The sequence below is a fragment of the Acinetobacter sp. yr461 genome (assembly GCF_900110445.1).
Lineage (GTDB): Bacteria > Pseudomonadota > Gammaproteobacteria > Pseudomonadales > Moraxellaceae > Acinetobacter > Acinetobacter calcoaceticus.
On sequence record NZ_FODU01000001.1, the window covers coordinates 411374 to 431378 of the forward strand.

Annotated in this window: 15 protein-coding genes; 9 read left to right on the top strand and 6 right to left on the bottom strand. The window is 38.1% G+C overall.

Annotated elements, in window-relative coordinates:
• Positions 1-335: 335 nt before the first annotated feature.
• Both BMW38_RS02010 and BMW38_RS02015 read left to right on the top strand, forming a co-directional pair.
• Positions 336-2501, top strand: coding sequence for a malate synthase G (locus BMW38_RS02010; protein ID WP_092705613.1), 2166 nt, complete (start codon positions 336-338; stop codon positions 2499-2501).
• Between the two features lie 99 nt (positions 2502-2600).
• Complete coding sequence (locus BMW38_RS02015; protein WP_213031081.1) at positions 2601-3080, top strand: GNAT family N-acetyltransferase; 480 nt, start codon at positions 2601-2603, stop codon at positions 3078-3080.
• A gap of 34 nt (positions 3081-3114) precedes the next feature.
• Here the strand turns inward: BMW38_RS02015 and BMW38_RS02020 are convergent, their stop codons facing one another.
• The 5 genes from BMW38_RS02020 to BMW38_RS02040 form a co-directional block, all read right to left on the bottom strand.
• On the bottom strand, positions 3115-3528 hold the full coding sequence (locus BMW38_RS02020) for an ExbD/TolR family protein (protein ID WP_016138286.1): 414 nt from the start codon (positions 3526-3528) through the stop codon (positions 3115-3117).
• Between the two features lie 19 nt (positions 3529-3547).
• Positions 3548-3970 (bottom strand): ExbD/TolR family protein, encoded by a 423-nt coding sequence (locus tag BMW38_RS02025; RefSeq protein WP_045432684.1) that lies wholly within the window; start codon positions 3968-3970, stop codon positions 3548-3550.
• A gap of 15 nt (positions 3971-3985) precedes the next feature.
• Positions 3986-4864 carry a MotA/TolQ/ExbB proton channel family protein gene (locus tag BMW38_RS02030; protein WP_005041052.1) on the bottom strand — a complete coding sequence of 293 codons (879 nt, stop codon included), beginning with the start codon at positions 4862-4864 and terminating at the stop codon, positions 3986-3988.
• Positions 4865-4904: 40 nt separating this feature from the next.
• Positions 4905-5621 carry an energy transducer TonB gene (locus tag BMW38_RS02035; RefSeq protein ID WP_092705614.1) on the bottom strand — a complete coding sequence of 239 codons (717 nt, stop codon included), beginning with the start codon at positions 5619-5621 and terminating at the stop codon, positions 4905-4907.
• Positions 5622-5731: 110 nt separating this feature from the next.
• Positions 5732-8407, bottom strand: a complete 2676-nt coding sequence (locus tag BMW38_RS02040; RefSeq protein ID WP_213031082.1) for a TonB-dependent receptor — start codon at positions 8405-8407, stop codon at positions 5732-5734.
• Between the two features lie 781 nt (positions 8408-9188).
• On the opposite strand from BMW38_RS02040, the gene BMW38_RS02045 reads away from it, so the two are divergent.
• From BMW38_RS02045 to BMW38_RS02075, 7 genes are all read left to right on the top strand, one after another.
• Positions 9189-10967: an ABC transporter substrate-binding protein gene (locus tag BMW38_RS02045; RefSeq protein WP_092705615.1), complete on the top strand. Its 1779-nt coding sequence runs from the start codon at positions 9189-9191 to the stop codon at positions 10965-10967.
• 15 nt (positions 10968-10982) lie between these two features.
• Positions 10983-12806, top strand: a complete 1824-nt coding sequence (locus BMW38_RS02050; protein WP_092705616.1) for an ABC transporter substrate-binding protein — start codon at positions 10983-10985, stop codon at positions 12804-12806.
• A gap of 20 nt (positions 12807-12826) precedes the next feature.
• Positions 12827-14839 carry a M3 family metallopeptidase gene (locus BMW38_RS02055; protein WP_092705617.1) on the top strand — a complete coding sequence of 671 codons (2013 nt, stop codon included), beginning with the start codon at positions 12827-12829 and terminating at the stop codon, positions 14837-14839.
• 12 nt (positions 14840-14851) lie between these two features.
• On the top strand, positions 14852-15790 hold the full coding sequence (locus BMW38_RS02060; RefSeq protein WP_003651522.1) for an ABC transporter permease: 939 nt from the start codon (positions 14852-14854) through the stop codon (positions 15788-15790).
• A 7-nt stretch (positions 15791-15797) separates the two neighbouring features.
• Positions 15798-16940: an ABC transporter permease gene (locus BMW38_RS02065; RefSeq protein ID WP_092705618.1), complete on the top strand. Its 1143-nt coding sequence runs from the start codon at positions 15798-15800 to the stop codon at positions 16938-16940.
• A gap of 13 nt (positions 16941-16953) precedes the next feature.
• Entirely contained in the window at positions 16954-18687 is a 1734-nt protein-coding gene (locus tag BMW38_RS02070) for an ABC transporter ATP-binding protein (RefSeq protein WP_092705619.1), read from the top strand.
• 108 nt (positions 18688-18795) lie between these two features.
• Positions 18796-19455, top strand: coding sequence for an SOS response-associated peptidase family protein (locus BMW38_RS02075; protein WP_003651527.1), 660 nt, complete (start codon positions 18796-18798; stop codon positions 19453-19455).
• Between the two features lie 58 nt (positions 19456-19513).
• Here the strand turns inward: BMW38_RS02075 and BMW38_RS02080 are convergent, their stop codons facing one another.
• Complete coding sequence (locus BMW38_RS02080) at positions 19514-19882, bottom strand: hypothetical protein (protein WP_003651529.1); 369 nt, start codon at positions 19880-19882, stop codon at positions 19514-19516.
• Positions 19883-20005 lie beyond the last annotated feature (123 nt).

The following is a 20005-nucleotide window of genomic DNA, read 5'->3' on the forward strand; positions in this document are numbered from 1 at the left end:
CGCTTTTTTTACAACAAAAATAGATAAATTTCGTTAAATAGTGCTTTTTCAAGCTGCAAAGTTTGATATAACTAAATACGCTTTAGAAAAATAAGATAGTGAAATTTTTTGTCTGTTAACAAAAAGTCTAGTTTCAGTATCTTTAAATATTGAATAAATTGTTGGGAATCCTAGTTAGAATTTTAATATTTCCTATATAGAAAAATTTATCTTTGTCAATAGTTTTACAAGGGAAAATGCTTACTATTTAGGAATGTGATATTAGTATTCAGCTTAATTTAAATCGGTATACTAGGATTCTCTTGGTATAAAAAGTAGCAACTTCAGGAAAGACAATGACTGCACGTATTCAAAAAGGCAAGTTAGCGATTGCTAAAGAACTTTACGATTTTATCGAAAATGAAGCTTTACCAGGTTCTGGTTTAGATAGTGAAACTTACTGGAAGAACTTTGAGCAAGTTGTTGTCGATCTTAGCCCAAAAAATAAAGCATTATTGGCTAAGCGTGATGAATTACAAGCAAAAATTGATGAATGGCACCGTAACAACAAATTTGAATTAGGTGCTTATAAGGCGTTCTTAACTGAAATTGGTTATTTATTGCCAGAAGTTGAAGATTTTCAAATTACAACTGAAAATGTTGATGAAGAAATCGCATTATTGGCAGGGCCGCAGTTAGTTGTACCTGTGCGTAATGCACGTTATAGCTTAAATGCAGCAAATGCTCGTTGGGGCTCTTTATATGATGCACTTTACGGCTTCGATGTAATTTCTGAAGAAGGCGGGGCTGAAAAAGGTAAAGGATATAATCCTGTACGTGGTGCAAAAGTGATTGAGTTCGCTAAAAATTTCTTAAATGAAGTTTTCCCACTTGCGCAAGGTTCGCATGCCGATGCAACAAAATATGCGATTGAGCAAAATAAACTTGTTGTAACTTTGAAAGATGGTTCAAAAACAGGTTTAGCTCATGAATCTCAGTTTGTTGGTTTCAATGGTGAAGAAGCGAATCCTACAGAAGTTGTACTTTTAAGTAATGGCCTTCATGTCATTATCGAAATTGATGCATCTAGCCCAATTGGTCAAACTGATTTAGCTGGTGTTAAAGATTTAACATTTGAAGCAGCTGTAACTACAATTCAGGATTTAGAAGATTCTGTTGCAGCAGTAGACGCTGAAGAAAAAGTTGAAGGCTATCGTAACTGGTTAGGTTTAATGAAGGGTACGCTTCAAGAATCTATCGAGAAAAATGGTAAAACGATTGTTCGTGATTTAAATAAAGACCGCGAAATTAAAAACTTAATTGGTGGCACAACAAAACTTCATGGTCGTTCACTTATGTTACTTCGTAACGTAGGTCATTTAATGACTAACCCAGCTATTTTAATAGATGGAGAAGAAATTTTCGAAGGAATTATGGATGCATTGGTAACACCATTGTTGTCAGTTGCTGATATTCGTAGTGAAAACGAAAACAAGAACTCTCGCAAAGGTTCTATGTATATTGTTAAACCAAAAATGCATGGTCCAGAAGAAGTTGCGTTTGCTGTAGAGTTATTTGAACGTGCTGAACAGGCGATTGGATTACCAGCGAAGTCATTAAAAATCGGTATTATGGATGAAGAACGTCGTACATCTGTAAACTTGAAAAACTGTATCGCTGCTGCAAAAGACCGTACTATCTTTATTAATACTGGTTTCATGGACCGTACTGGCGATGAAATTCATACGTCAATGGAAGCTGCACCAGTTGTTCGTAAAGAAGCTGTAAAAACACAAAAATGGATTGCTGCTTACGAAAACCGTAACGTTGCAATTGGTTTGAAGTCTGGTTTACAAGGTAAAGCACAAATTGGTAAAGGCATGTGGCCAAAACCAGATAGCATGAAAGATATGTTGGCAACTAAAGCTGCACATCCAAATGCGGGTGCTTCATGTGCTTGGGTTCCATCTCCAGCAGGTGCAGTACTTCATGCAATGCATTACCATCAAGTTAATGTAAAAGCACGTCAAGATCAGTTAAAAGCTGAAGAAATGTTGTCATTAGATGACTTGTTGACTCCGCCGTTTGCACCTGAAACAAATTGGTCAGCAGAAGAGATCAATAACGAACTTGAAAATAACTGCCAAGGTATTTTAGGTTACGTTGTACGTTGGGTTGACTTGGGTGTAGGTTGTTCGAAAGTTCCTGATATTAACAACGTGGGCTTGATGGAAGACCGTGCAACATTACGTATTTCTTCTCAACACGTTGCAAACTGGTTGCGTCACGGTATTGTGACTCGTGAACAAGTTGAAGAAGTGCTTAAACGCATGGCAAAAATTGTTGATGAGCAAAACGCGAATGACCCATTGTACAAACCAATGGCAGCTAACTTTGAAACCAATATTGCTTTCCAAGCAGCTTCTGACCTCATCTTTAAAGGTTGTGAACAGCCTTCTGGTTATACTGAGCCGTTACTACACGCTGCTCGTTTAAAGTTAAAAGGTTATACAGGTGACTAATTTTAACCTGTCATAAAAAAAGCCTCTTCGGAGGCTTTTTTATTTTCGGTATATTTTGTGCTTACTAGAAAGCAGATTTATAGCTAAAAGGTTTTAAGTTTGATTAATTTAAAAAATCTCAATCGAGAGAATTGGATTCAATCTGCAAGATTATCATTGGATGAATCTCAAAAAGATTATGTTGCGCCAAATGTATATTCTATTGCTGAGTCTAAAGTGGAAGAACATTACTGTCCACGAGTGATCTGTTTTAATAATGAAGTCGTTGGTTTCTTAATGTATTGTGTCGAAACTGATCCACCTGATGAGACATTGTTTTGGTTGTTTCGCTTTATGATTGATGCAAATAATCAAGCCAAAGGTTATGGTACCGCAGCTTTGCAAATGGCGATTGATGAAATATTCACAAAAGGAGCTAAACGCATTCGAACTATGTATAAATCATCTAATCACGTTGCTAATAAACTTTATAAAAAAATAGGTTTTATAGAAACTGGAGAACATGATGAGTGTGGAGATATTATTTTAGAGTTGAATATTTCCCTTCAAAAAAAAACGCTAACTGAAAATTCCAGTTAGCGTATGAAGTAATAGAATAGATTTAAAAGCAATATTAGTTACTGCTCACAATTCCAATTTTAGTGACACCTAAACGCTGCGCTGTAGCCATAACCATCGCTACGTTTTTATATTCAGCCATTTGGTCAGGTTTAAGTTTGATCTGGTCTTGATCTTTTTTGGCAACAACACCTTGAAATAAAGTCTCTAGTGCCGTGCGGTCAGAAACCTGTTGGTTATTCCAAAATACTTTGCCAGCTGCATCAATTTTTACATCAATGACTTCAGGTGGCTTTTCATTTGTTGGCGGCGGTGTGCCATTTGGCAAATTAATATTAATCGCGTTGTTTGGCGCAGGTATGGTAATAATAAACATAATAATGAGTACCAGCATGACATCAATAAGAGGTGTCATGTTGACTTCTAACATCACGTCATCATCATTATTTGAGCCGACATTCATACCCATAAAATTCTCCTTAAGTTAATTACGGGGAGGCTGGAGGGCTAGTAACAAAGGCAATTTTGCCAATACCGGCTTGTTTGGTCGTGCTAATAACCTGATCTATTGCCTCAAAATGGGTAAGCTGATCTCCACGAATGTGTACCTCTGGCTGAGGTCTTTTTTGTGCAACTGCTTGGAGTTTTGACAGCAATAGCTCTTTATTAGGCACATAACTTTCGTTCCAAAAAATATCTCCTTTCTTGTTTACAGAAAGTTGAATATTTTCAGGTGTTGTTGCATACGGAGTATTTTTTTCTTCTGGCAGTTTCACAGGAACCGTATGTGTAACTACCGGTATCGTAATAAGAAAAATAATAAGTAAAACCAACATGACATCAACGAGAGGTGTGGTGTTAATTGTGCCAATCATTTCATCATCATCTTCAGAGCCAACACTCATACCCATAATGTTTACTCCTGATTATTTAATGCTGCGGTTAATGGAGTTATTGGTATTAATTTCTCCACTTAATAAAACCGCATGTAAATCTGAACCAAACGAACGGACATTTTCCATAACTGCTTTATTACGGCGAGTTAGCCAGTTGTAACCAAGTACAGCAGGTACTGCGACTGCAAGACCAATAGCTGTCATGATTAAAGCTTCACCGACAGGGCCAGCAACTTTATCAATAGATGCTTGACCTGAAATTCCGATAGCTGTTAATGCATGATAAATTCCCCAAACTGTACCAAAAAGACCCACAAATGGTGCCGTTGATCCAACTGTTGCTAAAAAGGCTAAACCACCACCTAAGTGATTTTGTATTTTTTCAATTGCGCGTTGAATTGAAATGCTTACCCATGTATTAAAGTCAATACGTTCAAGTAAAGAGCCGCCGTGTGATTTAGTTGAATTAATGCCTTTTTCTGCAATAAAGCGATATGCACTACTTTGCTCTAGATTGTCGGCTGCATTATCTAGTGAAGTTGCTTCCCAAAAACTTTTCTCTGCTTCTTTACCTTGGCGCTTTACTTTAGCTTGCTGTAAGAATTTAGAAATAATGATGTACCACGTACCAATCGACATGAGTACTAATATAAATAAAGTAGATTTAGCAACTAAATCTCCCTCACGCCAAAGCGCTTCTAGGCCATAAGGATTTTTAACAGTTTCACTTGTTGCTGGCTTTGGTGGTGGAGTCGGAGTTGCAGCATTTGAAGTTGTCTCAGCGGTTGCTGTTGCAACTGGAGTATTCGTTTCTTCTGCAAAAACCGAGCTTAATGGAAGTAAAGAGCATGCTGCGATTAAACTTGCAGAAGCGAAGCGTACTAGGTGTTGAGTTGGTTTTTTCATCATATTATCTCCAATATTTTTAATTTCTTGCTAATTCAGTTGTTTATTCAATTACAAATGGATATTCAATTTCATACCAGTCTTGCTGAGGCACGCCATCTTTCATTGCAGGTTTGAACGTACATAGGCTGTAAGCTTTAGTTGCCGCCTTATCTAAGATTCTACTCCCGCTCGACTTCTTCACCTTTGCTTCGATAACCTTGCCATTGGTATCAACTAAAACTCGGATGCGCACAGTGCCTTGTTCACCACTCATTTCTGCTTCACGTGGATATTCAGGTTTTTCACAGCCAGCAGAACCCTCCGAAACACCGCGAGTTACACCCGCAGGTTTTGGTGCTGGTGTTGCAGCAGCAGCCACTGGAGCAGGTGCTGCAACTGGGCTAGGTGATGGAGTGCTAGGTGCAGCAGTTGGAGTTGGGGCAACTTTAGTCGGTTGAGCTACTGGAGTCACTTTTTGTACAGGTGTCGCTTTTTCGACCTGTTTCACTGGCTCGGGTACTTTGGCTACCTTTTCTACCATTTTAGGTGGCTCAGGCGGTTTTTCCTTAGGCTTGGGCTCCTCTGGTTTTGGAGGAGGCGGTGGCTTAATATCCTGAATAATTTGCAATTCCACAGGTTTTTCTGCTGGTTTTTGAATATTGTTTGCTAAACCTGACATCAGAATATAGGCAACAAGAAGATGCAGAAAAAGCACTGCGGCAATACCAATAAGGCGCTTTGCAGATTTATTTTCTATGTCTGTAAAAGTCATGCCCATAGTTACTCCTGAAACTGTAGACAAACAATTTTTTTAAATGACTGTTTGGCTAAGAATGGGTATTTGTTCTGCAAACTAACTATTGAGAGTTATATTTGCAGAACAACCATTTAGAACTTATATGTACCTCGTACAAAGTACGTACGTCCTAAAGGATCTGCGTAACGTGGGTCATATCCCATTTGGAAGTTATCAATTACATTAGAAGCAGGAGGGTCTTCATCAAAAATATTTTTGATACCAGCTGTGACTTCTAGATTTTTAAAGCCTTTATAGGTGCCTGAAATATTATATGTTGTATAGTCACTGACTCTATGGTTTTGCTCATCAGAGTTTTGATCTTGGTACCCACGAGAGAAGTTTTGTTGTAGGTTTAAAGCCCAGTTTTCATAATTCCAATTTAGGTTTGCAGTATGTTTCCATCGCAGAATAATAGATTGATAATCTAAGCCGCTATATGACCCAGCAACACCTATCCATTCTCCATCTGGTTCGGCTTGGTATTTGTAATCTGTTATATATGTACCATCAATGTTCAAACCGAATCGACCTGTAGCAGTCATTGGAGAAACCCAGCTTAAGCCGACATCGAAACCTGAAGTTTTAATTCCACCTAAATTTTGTTGTGTTGTAATAATATAATCTAATGAACCATCAGGATTACGTACAAATTTGTCTGCATATTTCACGGGATCATTAAAAATAGCAGTTTCCGAAAGTGTAGCAATTTGCTTGTCGACTTCGATATTGAAGTAATCAAGAGTAAAGGCTAAGTTTTTAATTGGTTCAAATACTAATCCAGCAGTAAAAGACTTTGATTCTTCAGGATCTAAAGTTTTATTACCCCCATTTTGTCTGTCGAATTGCATATTACAATCGCGTTCTTTTTTTCCTCCTGGTTGTACCTTGCCACCTGTGCAAAGTACTGGATCATCATATGACGCACCTGTATTGGTTACGGAATTTGGACCATTCACTTCCCAAAGTGTTGGGGCTCTGAAACCTGTACTATAAGTTGTACGGAACATTAACTGTTTAATCGGTTCCCAACGAAGTGCAAATTTTGGATTAAACGTATTGCCAAAATCATTGTAGTCATCATAACGAGCGGCGATTTGAGCTTCTAATGTTTTAAGAAGTGGAATATGGAACTCGGTAAATACCGATTTAATATTACGATCGCCAGTATTTTCTGGTTCATCAGGGTCGCTACCTGCACTTGGAGCTACACGGGCAATATCCGCCATAACTTTTGAAGTCCAATCTTCATAACGATAGCTTGCACCAATCGCAAAACCAACGTCTCCAGCTGGTAATTTAAATATAGGTCGGCTTGCAGTGAAATCTACAGTAGTTGTGTCTAGATTAGCTTTTAAATATTTACCTTCAACGCCTAACTGATTCCACGCATCCGCATCTTCAGGATTTTGAGGTCCGAACGGGTTTAATGTGCCATTGGTTAAAGCTTCTTGAGTTTTGTCATAGTTTAAATAGCCACTTACGAGAGCATCCGAGGCACTGCTATGCGCATAGGTAACTCCTGAATTAATATCCCAACCATGAGTTTCACCCTCAATACCAGCAAATATTCTATGTGACTGGTTAATACTATTACTTACACGATTCCCCGATTGTGAACGCAAATATAGAGGGATAGTTCCAGTAGCACCTGCTAAAGCAGGAGTGATACCTTTACCTGGATAATATTTACTGCTTGGGTCAAGCGTCAAATCAAAAAATACATCTGGCGCAACTGAAGTAGTGACTTCACTTCTTGCATATAAATATTCTGCAATCGCATTAAAATTATCGTTCAGTTTAAAAGTAGCTCGGCCCATAGCTGAGATGTCTTCTGTTTTTGGAACAATTCCAATCACAGCTTGACTGTTATATCGACAAGTTTCCCCATCGGTGCTCGCTACTAGAGGATCATTACCACACCCCGTAGCTGCATAGGGATTACCTAAACCAGGGACATTGGCTGGAAAGGAACCGCTACTGGTTCTATTTACACCTAATTCGGGTAATATTCCTCCACGCCGACTGACCTTACGGTCTTTGGCCATGACATCATCGCCTTTGCGATAGTCCACAACACCAAAAACGTTATAGCCATTTTCGTCTAAATCACCAAAGCCACCAAAGATGCTATAGTCTTGCTGTTCACCACCTTTTTGTTCTGGTTTTTGATAACCAGCGGTTAAGTTTAGACCTGTAAACTGCTTTTTGGTAATGAAGTTAATTACTCCACCAATTGCATCTGTTCCATAAATGGAAGAGGCACCATCACGTAAAACCTCAATACGGTCTAACATTGCAAGTGGGATAATATTTAAGTTTGTGACGCCACTGTCGTATGCATTTGCAGCCAACCGACGACCATTAAGTAAAACAAGAGTCTTATTGGCGCCTAAAGCCCTAAGGTTTGCCGCCGAGCCTGCTGTTTTGCTTGTACCCACGTTGCTGGCAGTAACAAAGTTCGATTGGTTTGCACTAATTTTGGCTAAGGCTTCTTCAGTTGTAGTCACCCCTTGTTTTAAAATTTCATCAACTTTTACTACTGTAATTGGTGAAGCGCTTTGAGCAGCAACGCCTTTAATTGATGAGCCTGTCACAGCAACTTTTATGACTTTGACTGGTTTGTCTTCAGATGTTGATGATGGTTCGGTTTCTGCTGCTTGTGCCAGGGTAAGACACATCATGCTTAAACTAAGGGTGCTTAATTTAAGAATTGTTTTGCCGATCTTGGGGGTTACCTGAGATCGAACATTGTATTTTTTTTTCATCGTAGATTTGATCCCTTTTTGTTGTAGTTAGCGATATTGCTGAAAAGTGTTTAAGCAAAGCAAGTGCCAACTATATATTTTTCTTTTTTTAGTTTATGCAAAATACTGATAAATATTGATTTTATTATGGTTGAGGCTGTAATTCAGAGAGTGGAATCAAAGAAATTATTTTTCTATTTGGAAAAAAATAATGAGTTGGCGAAAAGTTTCAAATTTATTTGTATAAAAAATAATCATTGTTTGAATCTTCATGTATTAGATATTCATTTTTGTATCTTTTTAGAACTTTATGAAATGTAATTGTATAACGTAACATTATGATAATTTAATATACTTCTATTTATAAATCAAATGTTTGATCTGTTATTTTTTGTGAAAAATAACGATTTTTTCTGAACTAGAATGAAACATTTATGACTTTTAATTGTGCATTATAGGTTAATGATGGATAAGTTATATAAATATAATATTTGGCATAAACTTACTTTTATTTATATAGTCCCAGAAGTTTTAAGTGCCTAATTAAAATGTAAATTTTAAATATTTTTATATGGATTATTTTTTATCACAAAATATGGCATGAAATTCGCTTTATATTAGATAGTTACAGCTTTCTAATTTTATTGTTAGCTTTTCCATTTGATCAAATAAAAGATTGAATAAAACGGTTAGTAATTTACAAAGAAGAAAGTAGTCCGTTGAGAAAGAACTTTTCTTATGCGGATTTAGATGTTACTCAAAAGGATAATATCTTTAAAATATTAATTAAGTAGGTAGGAACTTGAAATTAAAAATTTTTAAGCTCGCCATTTTAAGTCTGGCTATTACATCAGTTTCTTGTGCTTTCGCCCAAACGCCTGCACAACCAAACAAAGTATTACATGTTGCTTATGAAGCGCCTGATGATGGTTTTGACATGGTTAAAACCACTAATTTTTATAGTGGTAGTATTGTGGAAGCTATTTTCGAGCCTTTACTCAAATATGATTATTTAGCTCGTCCAGTACAGTTAGTTCCTTATACCGCTGAAAGCCTGCCTAAGGTGGAACAAGACGGTAAAGTTTATACATTTAAAATTAGGCCAAGTATTTATTTTACCAATGATCCTGCTTTTAAAGGTAAACGCCGTGAACTTGTGGCAGAAGATTATGTTTATGCAATTAAACGCATTTTAGATCCTGAAAATAGGGCACCTTCTGTTTCATTCATTGATGGGAAATTGTTAGGTGCCGATGCGGTTGTAGCTAAGGCAAAAAAAACTGGAAAATTTGATTACGCCGCACCCATTGCAGGAGTGAAAGCGCTTGATCGATATACTCTACAACTCACTTTAACTCGGCAAGACTTTAATTTTCCTTATATTCTTGCCTATATATCTTTTGGTGGAGTTGCTAAAGAGGTTGTTGATTATTATGGCGACCGTATTGGTATGCATCCGGTAGGTACAGGACCTTACATGTTAAGTAAATATGTACCTCGAAGTAAGGTTGAGCTGGTTGCCAATCCTGATTATCGGGGTTTCGTGTGGAACTTTAAGTCAACAGGAACGCCGTGGGATAACCAGCTTGTTAAAGAAATGAGCGGTAAGAAAATGCCGCAAATTGGTAAAGTTGTAGTCAGTATTATTGAAGAACAACAGTCACGATGGTTAGCTTTTCAGTCGGGTCAATTGGATTTTGATAGACTTACTGCGAATGCAGTTCCTCAAGCTTTAGATAAGGGACAACTTAAAGCATCTTTTCAAAAAAAAGGAATTAAGCATTTCCCTAATAAAGAACCTGAAATTACCTATACGATGATGAACATGCGTGATCCGGTGATTGGCGGTTTTAGCCCAGACAAGATAGCGCTTCGTCGAGCAATTACTTTGGCATATGATCAAAAAGAAAGTATAAGACAGGCTTACAAAGGGCAGGCTGTTAGAGCAGAAATGTTTATACCTGAAGGTGTAAATGGATATAACCCGAAGTACAGAAGTAGCGTAGGATACAATCCGCTATTAGCCAATAAACTACTTGATCATTATGGTTATAAAAAAGGGGCTGATGGTTACCGAAACTTACCAAACGGGAAACCTTTGGTTTTAAAAATTAATAATGAAAATAGCTCAGCATCGGTTATTCATTCTGAACTCTGGAAAAAAAATCTGGATGCCATTGGCATTCGCGCTGACTTCAAGGTGAGTAACTTTGCAGATAACTTAAAAGCTGCAACTCAATGTAAATATATGATTTGGAGTGGAGCATGGATTGCTGACTATCCTGAAGGAGACAATTTTGCACAATTACTTTATGGTCCAAACGCGGGGCAAGGAAACCATGCTTGTTACCAGTCTAAAACTTATGATGCCCTTTATAATCAAGTCACTCATTTGCCACCCCAACAACGTCTACCATATTATGAAAAGCTTAACCGCCAGATTGAAGCTGACAATCCGTGGATTATTCATGTAACTCGACTTCGTAACTGGTTGATACAGCCGCAAGTTCAGGGATTTAAACCTCACCCGATGATGAATACAAACTGGCAATATCTTGATATTACCCCTGTTAAAAAATAATTTTAGATAAAGATAATTATGACTGAAAATTTAATAAAACAGCTCAAGCATTGTAGTGTCAGCCTATTATTCGCCAGTATGGCATTAACTGGATCTACAAGTATTTTTGCGAAAAGCCCAGCCGATCCAAATAAAGTTTTACGTTATGTATTCCCGACAGCTGAAACAGGTTTCGACCCAGCCTATATCCATGATTTATATTCGGCGCATGTAACCACTTCAATATTTGAAACTTTATATACGTATGACTATTTAGCAAGGCCCGCAAAATTAGTTCCTCATATTGCTACAACTATGCCACAAGTCAGTGCAGATGGTCTGACTTATACCATTCACATTAAAAAAGGCATTTATTTTACGCCGGACCCTGTTTTTAAAGGGAAGTCTAGAGAGTTAACAGCCAATGATTATGCGTACTCTTTTAAGCGCTTATTGGATCCGCATTTACGTTCTCCAAATAGCTGGTTGTTAGATAACAAAATTGAAGGTATGGATGCATTAATAAAAGCAGCCAATAAAACCGGAAAATTTAACTATGACCAAAAGGTAAATGGTTTACAAACACCTGATAAGTACACTTTGGTGATCCGATTAGTTAAACCAGATTATAACTTTCCTTTATTACTGGCACATGACCCGACAGGTGCTGTGGCGCGTGAAGTCATCGAAAAGTATAAAGACAAAGCCGGTTTTGTCATGGGACATCCTGTAGGAACTGGACCTTATGTACTCAGTAAATGGGTGCCTGCTTCGCGTATTGTTTTAAAATCTAATCCAGATTTTCGTGGTTTTACTTGGAACTTTGCAGCCAGTAGCCCTGAGGATGAGGCAATTGTGAAGCGCCTGAAAGGCAAACAAATGCCGCAAATAGGCACAATTGATATTCAGGTTATGGAAGAAAACCAATCACGATGGCTGGCATTTCAGCGTGGTGAGATTGATATATTTCAGCTTGAAGGGCAATTGGTCGCGAAGGCGATTAAAGACGGTAAATTAAGACCTGAGCTTGCTAAAGAAGGTGTGCATTTATCTCGTATTGTTGATCCTGAAATTAGCTATATTTATTGGAACCTTAAAAATCCGGTTGTTGGGGGAATGAGTAAAGAAAAAATTGCTTTACGCCGTGCAATTGCAATGTCTCGCTCACTAGATCAAGAAATTAAATTAGTAAGAAATGATGATGCCGAGCGTCTACATTTTCCAGTTCCACCTGGTGTAGTGGGATATGACCCTCAGTATAGAACTAGTACGCCATATTCGGTGAAAGCAGCAAATTTACTATTAGATAGATATCACTATAAAAAAGATGCATCAGGTTGGCGCACTCAACCAAATGGGAAGCCCCTTGTAATTGAATATATGGCTCGCAGTGACAGTATTGGTCAGCAAAGTGCTGAACTTTGGAAAAAAAACTTTGATAGTTTGAATATTCGAATGGTATTTAAACCAATGCTTTTTGCAGATCTAATTCGAGCACAAAAACAGTGCGAAGGTATGTTTGGTGCTTCTGCATGGATTGCTGATTATCCTGATGGCGATAATTTTATGCAGAATTTTTATGGTCCCAATACGCATATGACAAACTGGTCTTGTGGCTCAATTCCAGAGTTTGACCAATTGTATCGCCAAACCCAACAAATGAAAGCTGGCTCTGAACGGGATGCACTTTATCGAAAAATGACGCGTTTGTTAGAAGTCTATATGCCTGTGCAAATGTCCTACGCCCGCTACCGAAATATGTTGGCCCAGCCGCGTGTCATTGGCTATAAAAAGCATCCAATTTTACATGCTGAGTGGATGTACTTTGATATTGATACAAATACTAAATCTAATCATTAAATGAAAAATCTGGAGATATGATGAAGAATAAAACACTAAAAATGACAACGTTATGTATGTTGGCTATAGGTATAAACCAATACGTTTCAGCTGAAACAACTCGTAGTACATTACCACTACTTAAAGCAAAGCAGCTTCCAACATGGTGTGATTCTAATTTAAAAAAAATTCAGCAACAGATTACAGACTTTGAGAAAATACCTGTTAATGCTAACGCCGCAGCGGCACCTATTTTGGCAAAATGGGATAAAATTTTTGCTCATTTTGAAGATTTTTCAGGTCCGATAAGCTTATATAGTAACGTAGACCCAGATGCAAAGTTGCGTAAGGCAGCCGAAGATTGTGAAATCAAAATTAATCAGTTTCACACCGACATATTTCAAAATCCCAAGCTATATAACTTAATTAAAAATACACAAGCAACGGACCTTGTTGATAAAAAATATCGTCAAGATATTTTGAGCCAATTTGAAGATACAGGTGTTCAACTTGAACCTACAAAACGCGCAAGAATGAAAGCTATTCTGGATGAATTGACTAAACTTGAACAAGAATATGCCCGCAACATCCGTGATAATCCTGAAAAACTTGAGTTTACTCCTGAAGAGATGAAGGGTTTACCAGAAAGTTATATTTCAGGTTTGAAAAAGAATGCGAAAGGAAATTATTTGGTTGGTTTTGAATATCCAGAATATCGACCATTTATGGAGTTGGCAGACAACGATGATGCCCGAAAAAGATATCAGATTGCTTTTACAAGACGTGGTACTGAGCAAAATTTAAAACTACTCAAGCAGGCAGTAGATTTGCGTTATGAGTTGGCACAATTGTTTGGAAAAGCAAGTTATGCGGATTGGGTTTTAAAAGATCGTATGGCTAAAACCCCTGAAGCTGTAAACCAGTTTTTGGCAGACGTACAAAAAACGGTAGCACCACTTGAACGTAAAGAAGTCGAAGAACTCCGAGCATTTAAAGCGCAAACTTTAAAAACGCCGTTAGATAAAACTGAGATAACACGTTGGAGTGAAGCTTACTGGAGTGAAAAACTTCGTAAGAGTAAATACCAGATTGATCAGGAAAAGCTTCGTAATTATTTCCCAACTTTAGCTGCTCAAAAGTGGCTGTTTGCCATTTCATCTGACCTTTACGGTATTGACTTTAAACCTGTCAAAGTTAAAGCATGGCAGGACGAAGTTGAATATTACGATGTAGTTGATAAAAAGACAGGAAAGCTTTTGGGCGGCCTATATATGGATAAATTCCCTCGTGAGGGGAAATATGGCCATGCAGCGGTTTGGGGAGTATACGGTGGTAGCACTTTAACCAACCGTTTACCGGTTTCAGCATTGGTCACCAATTTTAACCGCAAAGGTTTAAATAGCGATGAATTAGAAACTTTTGTTCATGAGTTTGGTCATGCCTTGCATGGCATTTTATCAAATACACGTTATGCCAGTCAGTCAGGAACATCCGTAGAACGTGATTTTGTAGAAGCACCTTCTCAAATGTATGAAGAGTGGGCTCGCCGTAAAGAAACCTTATCTAAAGTTGCCGATTATTGTGATCCAGCATGTCCACGTGTTGATGATGAGTTAATTGCCCGTTTAAAAGCGGTGCATAACTATGGACGTGGTTTGCGTTATGCACGTCAGACACTCTATGCCCAGTACGATATGGCTCTTCATAGCGCTGATGCTTTAAAAGTAAAACCTTTGGAAACTTGGCAAAAAATGGAAGCCGCTACAGCCTTAGGTTATGTACCAACAACTGAATTCCCAGGTCAGTTTGGGCATTTGATGGGCGGGTATCAAGCAGGTTATTACGGCTATATGTGGTCTGAAGTTTTGGCTTTAGACATGCTTTCTGCTTATGGCGATAACCTCAATAATCCGCAAATAGGGCAACGTTACCGTCAAACGATTTTATCGCAAGGTAGCCAAAAACCAGCAGCTGAACTAGTTAAAGATTTTCTTGGTCGTGAGCCTGACAATAAAGCGTTCTTTAATGAAATTACCGGACAACGGGTTAAATAAGGAATTATCACTATGCTGGCATATGTTATTCGGCGTTTATGGCAGATGATTCCAACCATGTTGGGAGTAGTCTTACTTATTTTTATTCTTTTTAACTGGGTCGGTGGAGATCCTGCCTATATTTTAGCAGGCAAGATGTCTAATCCTGAGCAAATCGAAAACATTCGTAAACAGCTAGGTGTCGATCAGCCGTATTACGTCCAGCTCTGGATTTTCATTAAGCAGATTCTGACTTTTGACTATGGCGCAAGTTGGAGTACTGGCGAACCTGTTTCCCAAATTATTTTAACCCGATTAGGGCCGTCGCTCACGCTTTTAATTCCGCTCACTATTTTACAAACAGTTATTTCAATTATTTTGGCATTGGCTGTTGCAGCGGTCCGAGGTTCTTTAACCGACCGTATGGTCATGATGCTATGTACTATTGCTATGTCAATTAGTATTTTAGTTTACATTATTGTTTTTCAATATGTTTTGGCTTATCAACTCAGTTGGTTCCCTGTACAAGGCTGGAGTGACACCTTTACCGAGAATTTATTTAAATTTGCCTTACTTCCAATTTTAATCATGTTGGTTGTAAGTATTGCACCGACCTTACGTTTGTATCGTAGTTTTGTGCTTGATGAAATTAATCAGGACTATGTTCGAACAGCACGTGCTAAAGGTGTAGGTGAAAGCCGAATTTTAGGTGTACATGTACTGCGTAACGCTTCAATTCCTATTATTACCGATGTGATGTCAACTTTACCTGCATTACTCATAGGCGCATTTTTAATTGAACGTTTTTTTGGTATTCCTGGTATTGGTCGAGAGGTCATTATTGCAGTTGAGCGAAGTGATTTTCCTGTTATTAAGGCAATTACAGTATACATCGCAGCTGCAACTATGATTTTTAACCTGATTGCCGATTTGGTCTACAAAGTGGTTGATCCACGTGTACAGTTGAAGTAGGTGGGCTATGCTGAGCGTTTTATCAAAAAGAAAAGAACAAACAAAAGCCGAAACTGATTCATCTGGCCTGTGGAAACTTGCCATGCGACGTCTTCAGGCCGACAAAATCGCGATGTCATCACTAGCGATTGTATTGCTTTATTTTATTATCTTGATTCTATCAATGACGGGTGTGATTGCATCTGATTGGAATAAAGAAGTTGCAGTGAGCTACGCACCTCCCACATTTATAGGTGCAGATAAGACAACAGATGCTGGACAAAATGCAGCGGCGGTTGACGAGGAATTACCGATAAATCCGGTGGATCCATTAAAAGATGTTATCAAAGAACTGAATGCGCAGATTAAGCAAAGCAAGAGTTCAGGGGATGCGATTGATTACTATGGTGTAGTTGACCCATTAGCCGATGATATGAAAGCGATCGATCAGCAACTTGGCGGACATTTATTAGACCAGCAAGCAGAGCTTAAAAGTACACTTGTGTTTGGTGCTGATAAGTGGGGACAAGACGTTTTAAAGAAAACAATTAAGGGGGCTGAAACTTCAATTATTGTTGGAGTCATCTCTGCTTTACTTGCGGTAGTTATTGGTACGTTATTAGGTGCAATTTCAGGATATTTTGGTGGTTGGGTTGATGATATTCTCAACTGGTTTTATAACATTTTTACCTCAATTCCATATTTATTATTAGTACTTGCTATTGCTGCCGTGCTTCAACAAAAAGGCATTTTATCTATTGTTCTAATTTTAGGTTTAACGGGTTGGACAGGCGTTTATCGCTTAATTCGTGCCGAATATATGAAACATACTGCACGTGAATACGTTCTTGCAGCTAAAGCAATTGGCGTTGGACATTTCCGCCGTATGTTTATTCATATTTTTCCAAATGTCAGCCATATTGCACTGGTCCAAATGTCGATTTTGGTGGTTTCTTTTATTAAATCGGAAGTTATTTTGAGTTTCTTGGGTTTTGGTGTGCCAGTAGGTGTTGTGTCTTGGGGGAGCATGTTAAATGAAGCACAAAGTGAGCTTCTTTTAGGTAAATGGTGGCAGCTAGTCGCAGCCTCTGTCGCAATGGCTGTTTTGGTTACGGCATTCTCAATGTTTACTGATGCACTTCGTGATGCGTTAGACCCAAAGCTAAAATAAGAGGAAGGTCCAAATGATAGAACAAGAATATGAGAATGCGCCGTTACTACATGTTAAAAATTTACGAGTAAGTTTTAAAGGTGAAGATAAGCAATATATTGAAACCGTAAAAGGAATTTCTTTTGATATTCCAGCAAATACTACGGTTGCTTTGGTCGGTGAATCGGGTAGTGGTAAATCGGTAACTTCGTTGGCAACCATGGGATTACTGCCTGTAGGGCAAAGCAAAATTGATGATCAAAGTAAAATTATATTTGAAGGCAAAGACTTGCTTAGCTTATCTCGTAAAGATATGCGGAAAATCTGTGGTAAAGATATTGCCATGATTTTTCAAGAGCCGATGTCATCATTAAACCCTGTTTTTACGGTTGGAACTCAAATTGCAGAAGTGTTGTGTTTGCATATGGGGTTGAGCCGTAAACAGGCTCGACAACGTGTTTTAGAATTACTTAAAGAAGTAGGTATTCCTTCACCTGAAATTAAAATTGATGCCTATCCAAATCAACTTTCAGGTGGTCAACAGCAACGTGTCATGATTGCAATGGCGATTGCTTGTGAGCCTAAACTACTGATTGCCGATGAACCAACCACTGCACTTGATGTCACCATTCAAAAGCAGATTATTGATTTACTCGAATCGTTGCGTAAGCGCCGTCAAATGTCGATGCTTTTTATTACCCACGATTTGGCACTGGTCGGTGAAATTGCAGATAAAGTCATTGTGATGCGCCATGGTGAAATTAGAGAGCAAGGCGCTGCTGAGCAGGTTCTGGAACAGCCTAAAGATGTATATACCCGAGCATTACTTTACTGTCGTCCACAAATATCACAGCGTCCTTATCGATTGCCTGTGACCAGTGATTTTATGTGCCAAGAAGATAATATTTTGGTTGAGAAAAGTTTTTCTGCTTCAGAAATCCTGCAGCGCAAACGTGGCTTAAATGGTGATGAGCAAATTATTTTAGAAGTAAAAGATCTGAAAAAAAGCTTTTATAGTCGGAAAGGATTATTTGGCAAAGAAGAGTTTCAAGCCGTAAAAGGAGTTTCTTTTAAACTTGCTAAAGGAAAGACTTTAGGTTTAGTCGGTGAATCTGGTTCAGGTAAAACGACGGTAGGCCTATTGCTTATGCGTTTACATCAAGCCTCTGGTGGGCAAGCTTTCATTGAAGGAAAAGATATTCTTTCATTAACTGAGAAAGAGTTTGCTAAATATCAACGGAAAATCCAGATTATCTTTCAAAACCCATATGCTTCTCTTAATCCACGCTTTACAGTTGGACAAATTTTATTAGAACCCATGCAAATTCATAACATTGGTAAAGATGATGCTGAGCGTAAACAAATTGCGCTTGGATTACTTGAGCGAGTGAATTTACCTGAGCAAGCTTATTATCGCTATCCACATGAGTTTTCGGGTGGGCAACGTCAGCGTATAGCCATTGCACGATGTTTAACCCTAAAACCTGAAATTTTGATTTGTGATGAATCTGTTTCAGCACTAGACGTTTCGGTTCAAGCACAGGTCCTCAACTTATTACAAGACTTACAAGATGAGTTTGGACTCAGTTATATCTTTATTTCACATGACTTATCGGTTGTGAAATATATATCTGATCAGGTGATGGTCATGAATCATGGTGAAGTTGTTGAAATTGCCAATTCGGATGATCTCTATGCACATCCTCAACATGATTATACCAAACGACTATTACAAGCCATTCCCCAAGGGATTCACCACGTTTCATAAGCGTAAAGTTATGTCGTTAAAGGCACTTTCGAGTGCCTTTTTATTTGGTTTATCGGCTAAATGCTTATAAAATAAGACATGTAGAACTACTGTCTTTTGATTCTTACTATGTGTGCTAACTTCAAGCCTTTGACTCTTGCCCAATTACAGCAACTCCAATTGCCTGTGGTCGGCTTTAGTTATGCCGAAGAGGTTTATCCTGCGGGAACAATGCCGCTATTATTTAAATCACCACAAGGTCTTGAATGGCGTGAAGTCATGTTTGGCCTAGTTCCTAAATGGGCCGAAGATACAAACATAGCAAAACATACCTACAATGCCCGTCATGAAACGATTTTCCAAAAACCGAGTTTTCAAGAAGCTGCACTTAAATGTAAGTTCGGTGTGATTCCGGTGACTGAATTCTATGAAAGTAAATATATAAATGATAAACCTGAGCGGTGGGGTGTACGCCGTAAAGATGGACAGGCTTTTTTTATTGCAGCAATCTATGAAATTTGCAAAATAAATGAAACGATTATTCGTTCTGCAAGTATGTTGACCATGGATGCCATAGACCATCCTATGATGAAAGATTTTCACGAGCCTGGAGATGTCAAAAGATCAGTTATTGTGATACCACATGACCGATTAGAAGAGTGGTTGAGTTTGGAATCACCTGATATTTCAAGCTTTATCGAAGGTTTTCCAGTTGAAGAGTTTGAATGCTCACATGTACCAAAAGAAAAAATTATAAAACCTACACCACAGTTAAGCATGTTTGACTAATCTATCTAAAATAAGATGAGGTTATTGATATCAAATCTGAATCAATAACCTATATTGCTTATTCAATAGTTTTACTTAATGTTTGTACTTCTGAATCTTGAGCTAGATAGCTCAACTCAATTGGCGAAATAACAAAAGTGGTATTGTCTGAGGTCTGTTTAAATACAAAGCCATATTCAAAAGACTGGCTATTTTTACTTGGTAACCAGAATAGATAAGGACATCCTGTGTAACTGCCATCCCAACCCATTTCTCTTGCTAAAGCTAAAGCTGTATCTGATTTCGCAATGATTTCTTTGAGAGACTCTTTATCTCTTGTTGAAACACCACCATCATCGTCTGCAAATGTTTGTAGGAACTCATTTAAGGGAGTGAGTTCTTCCCAGTTATGTTCGATTGTCGAGAAATGATATCCATATAGCATCATGTGCGCTTTCTTCCATCTTGTTATTGTGTGATTGAACATAACAAGAAATACATGAAAAGAAAATGGATAAATCTGATTTAAGTTGTTTATTTTTCATAACTTATAGATTGTTTTTTGTACAAA

What these genes read in the sequence shown, in the direction of transcription:
- BMW38_RS02030 (WP_005041052.1), bottom strand. Translation starts at nt 4,864, where the DNA reads ATGATGAAAAAACCAACTCAACACCTAGTACGCTTCGCTTCTGCAAGT.
- BMW38_RS02010 (WP_092705613.1), top strand. Translation starts at nt 336, where the DNA reads ATGACTGCACGTATTCAAAAAGGCAAGTTAGCGATTGCTAAAGAACTT.
- BMW38_RS02040 (WP_213031082.1), bottom strand. Translation starts at nt 8,407, where the DNA reads ATGAAAAAAAAATACAATGTTCGATCTCAGGTAACCCCCAAGATCGGC.
- BMW38_RS02035 (WP_092705614.1), bottom strand. Translation starts at nt 5,621, where the DNA reads ATGGGCATGACTTTTACAGACATAGAAAATAAATCTGCAAAGCGCCTT.
- BMW38_RS02055 (WP_092705617.1), top strand. Translation starts at nt 12,827, where the DNA reads ATGAAGAATAAAACACTAAAAATGACAACGTTATGTATGTTGGCTATA.
- BMW38_RS02020 (WP_016138286.1), bottom strand. Translation starts at nt 3,528, where the DNA reads ATGGGTATGAATGTCGGCTCAAATAATGATGATGACGTGATGTTAGAA.
- BMW38_RS02075 (WP_003651527.1), top strand. Translation starts at nt 18,796, where the DNA reads ATGTGTGCTAACTTCAAGCCTTTGACTCTTGCCCAATTACAGCAACTC.
- BMW38_RS02060 (WP_003651522.1), top strand. Translation starts at nt 14,852, where the DNA reads ATGCTGGCATATGTTATTCGGCGTTTATGGCAGATGATTCCAACCATG.
- BMW38_RS02070 (WP_092705619.1), top strand. Translation starts at nt 16,954, where the DNA reads ATGATAGAACAAGAATATGAGAATGCGCCGTTACTACATGTTAAAAAT.
- BMW38_RS02065 (WP_092705618.1), top strand. Translation starts at nt 15,798, where the DNA reads ATGCTGAGCGTTTTATCAAAAAGAAAAGAACAAACAAAAGCCGAAACT.
- BMW38_RS02080 (WP_003651529.1), bottom strand. Translation starts at nt 19,882, where the DNA reads ATGATGCTATATGGATATCATTTCTCGACAATCGAACATAACTGGGAA.
- BMW38_RS02025 (WP_045432684.1), bottom strand. Translation starts at nt 3,970, where the DNA reads ATGGGTATGAGTGTTGGCTCTGAAGATGATGATGAAATGATTGGCACA.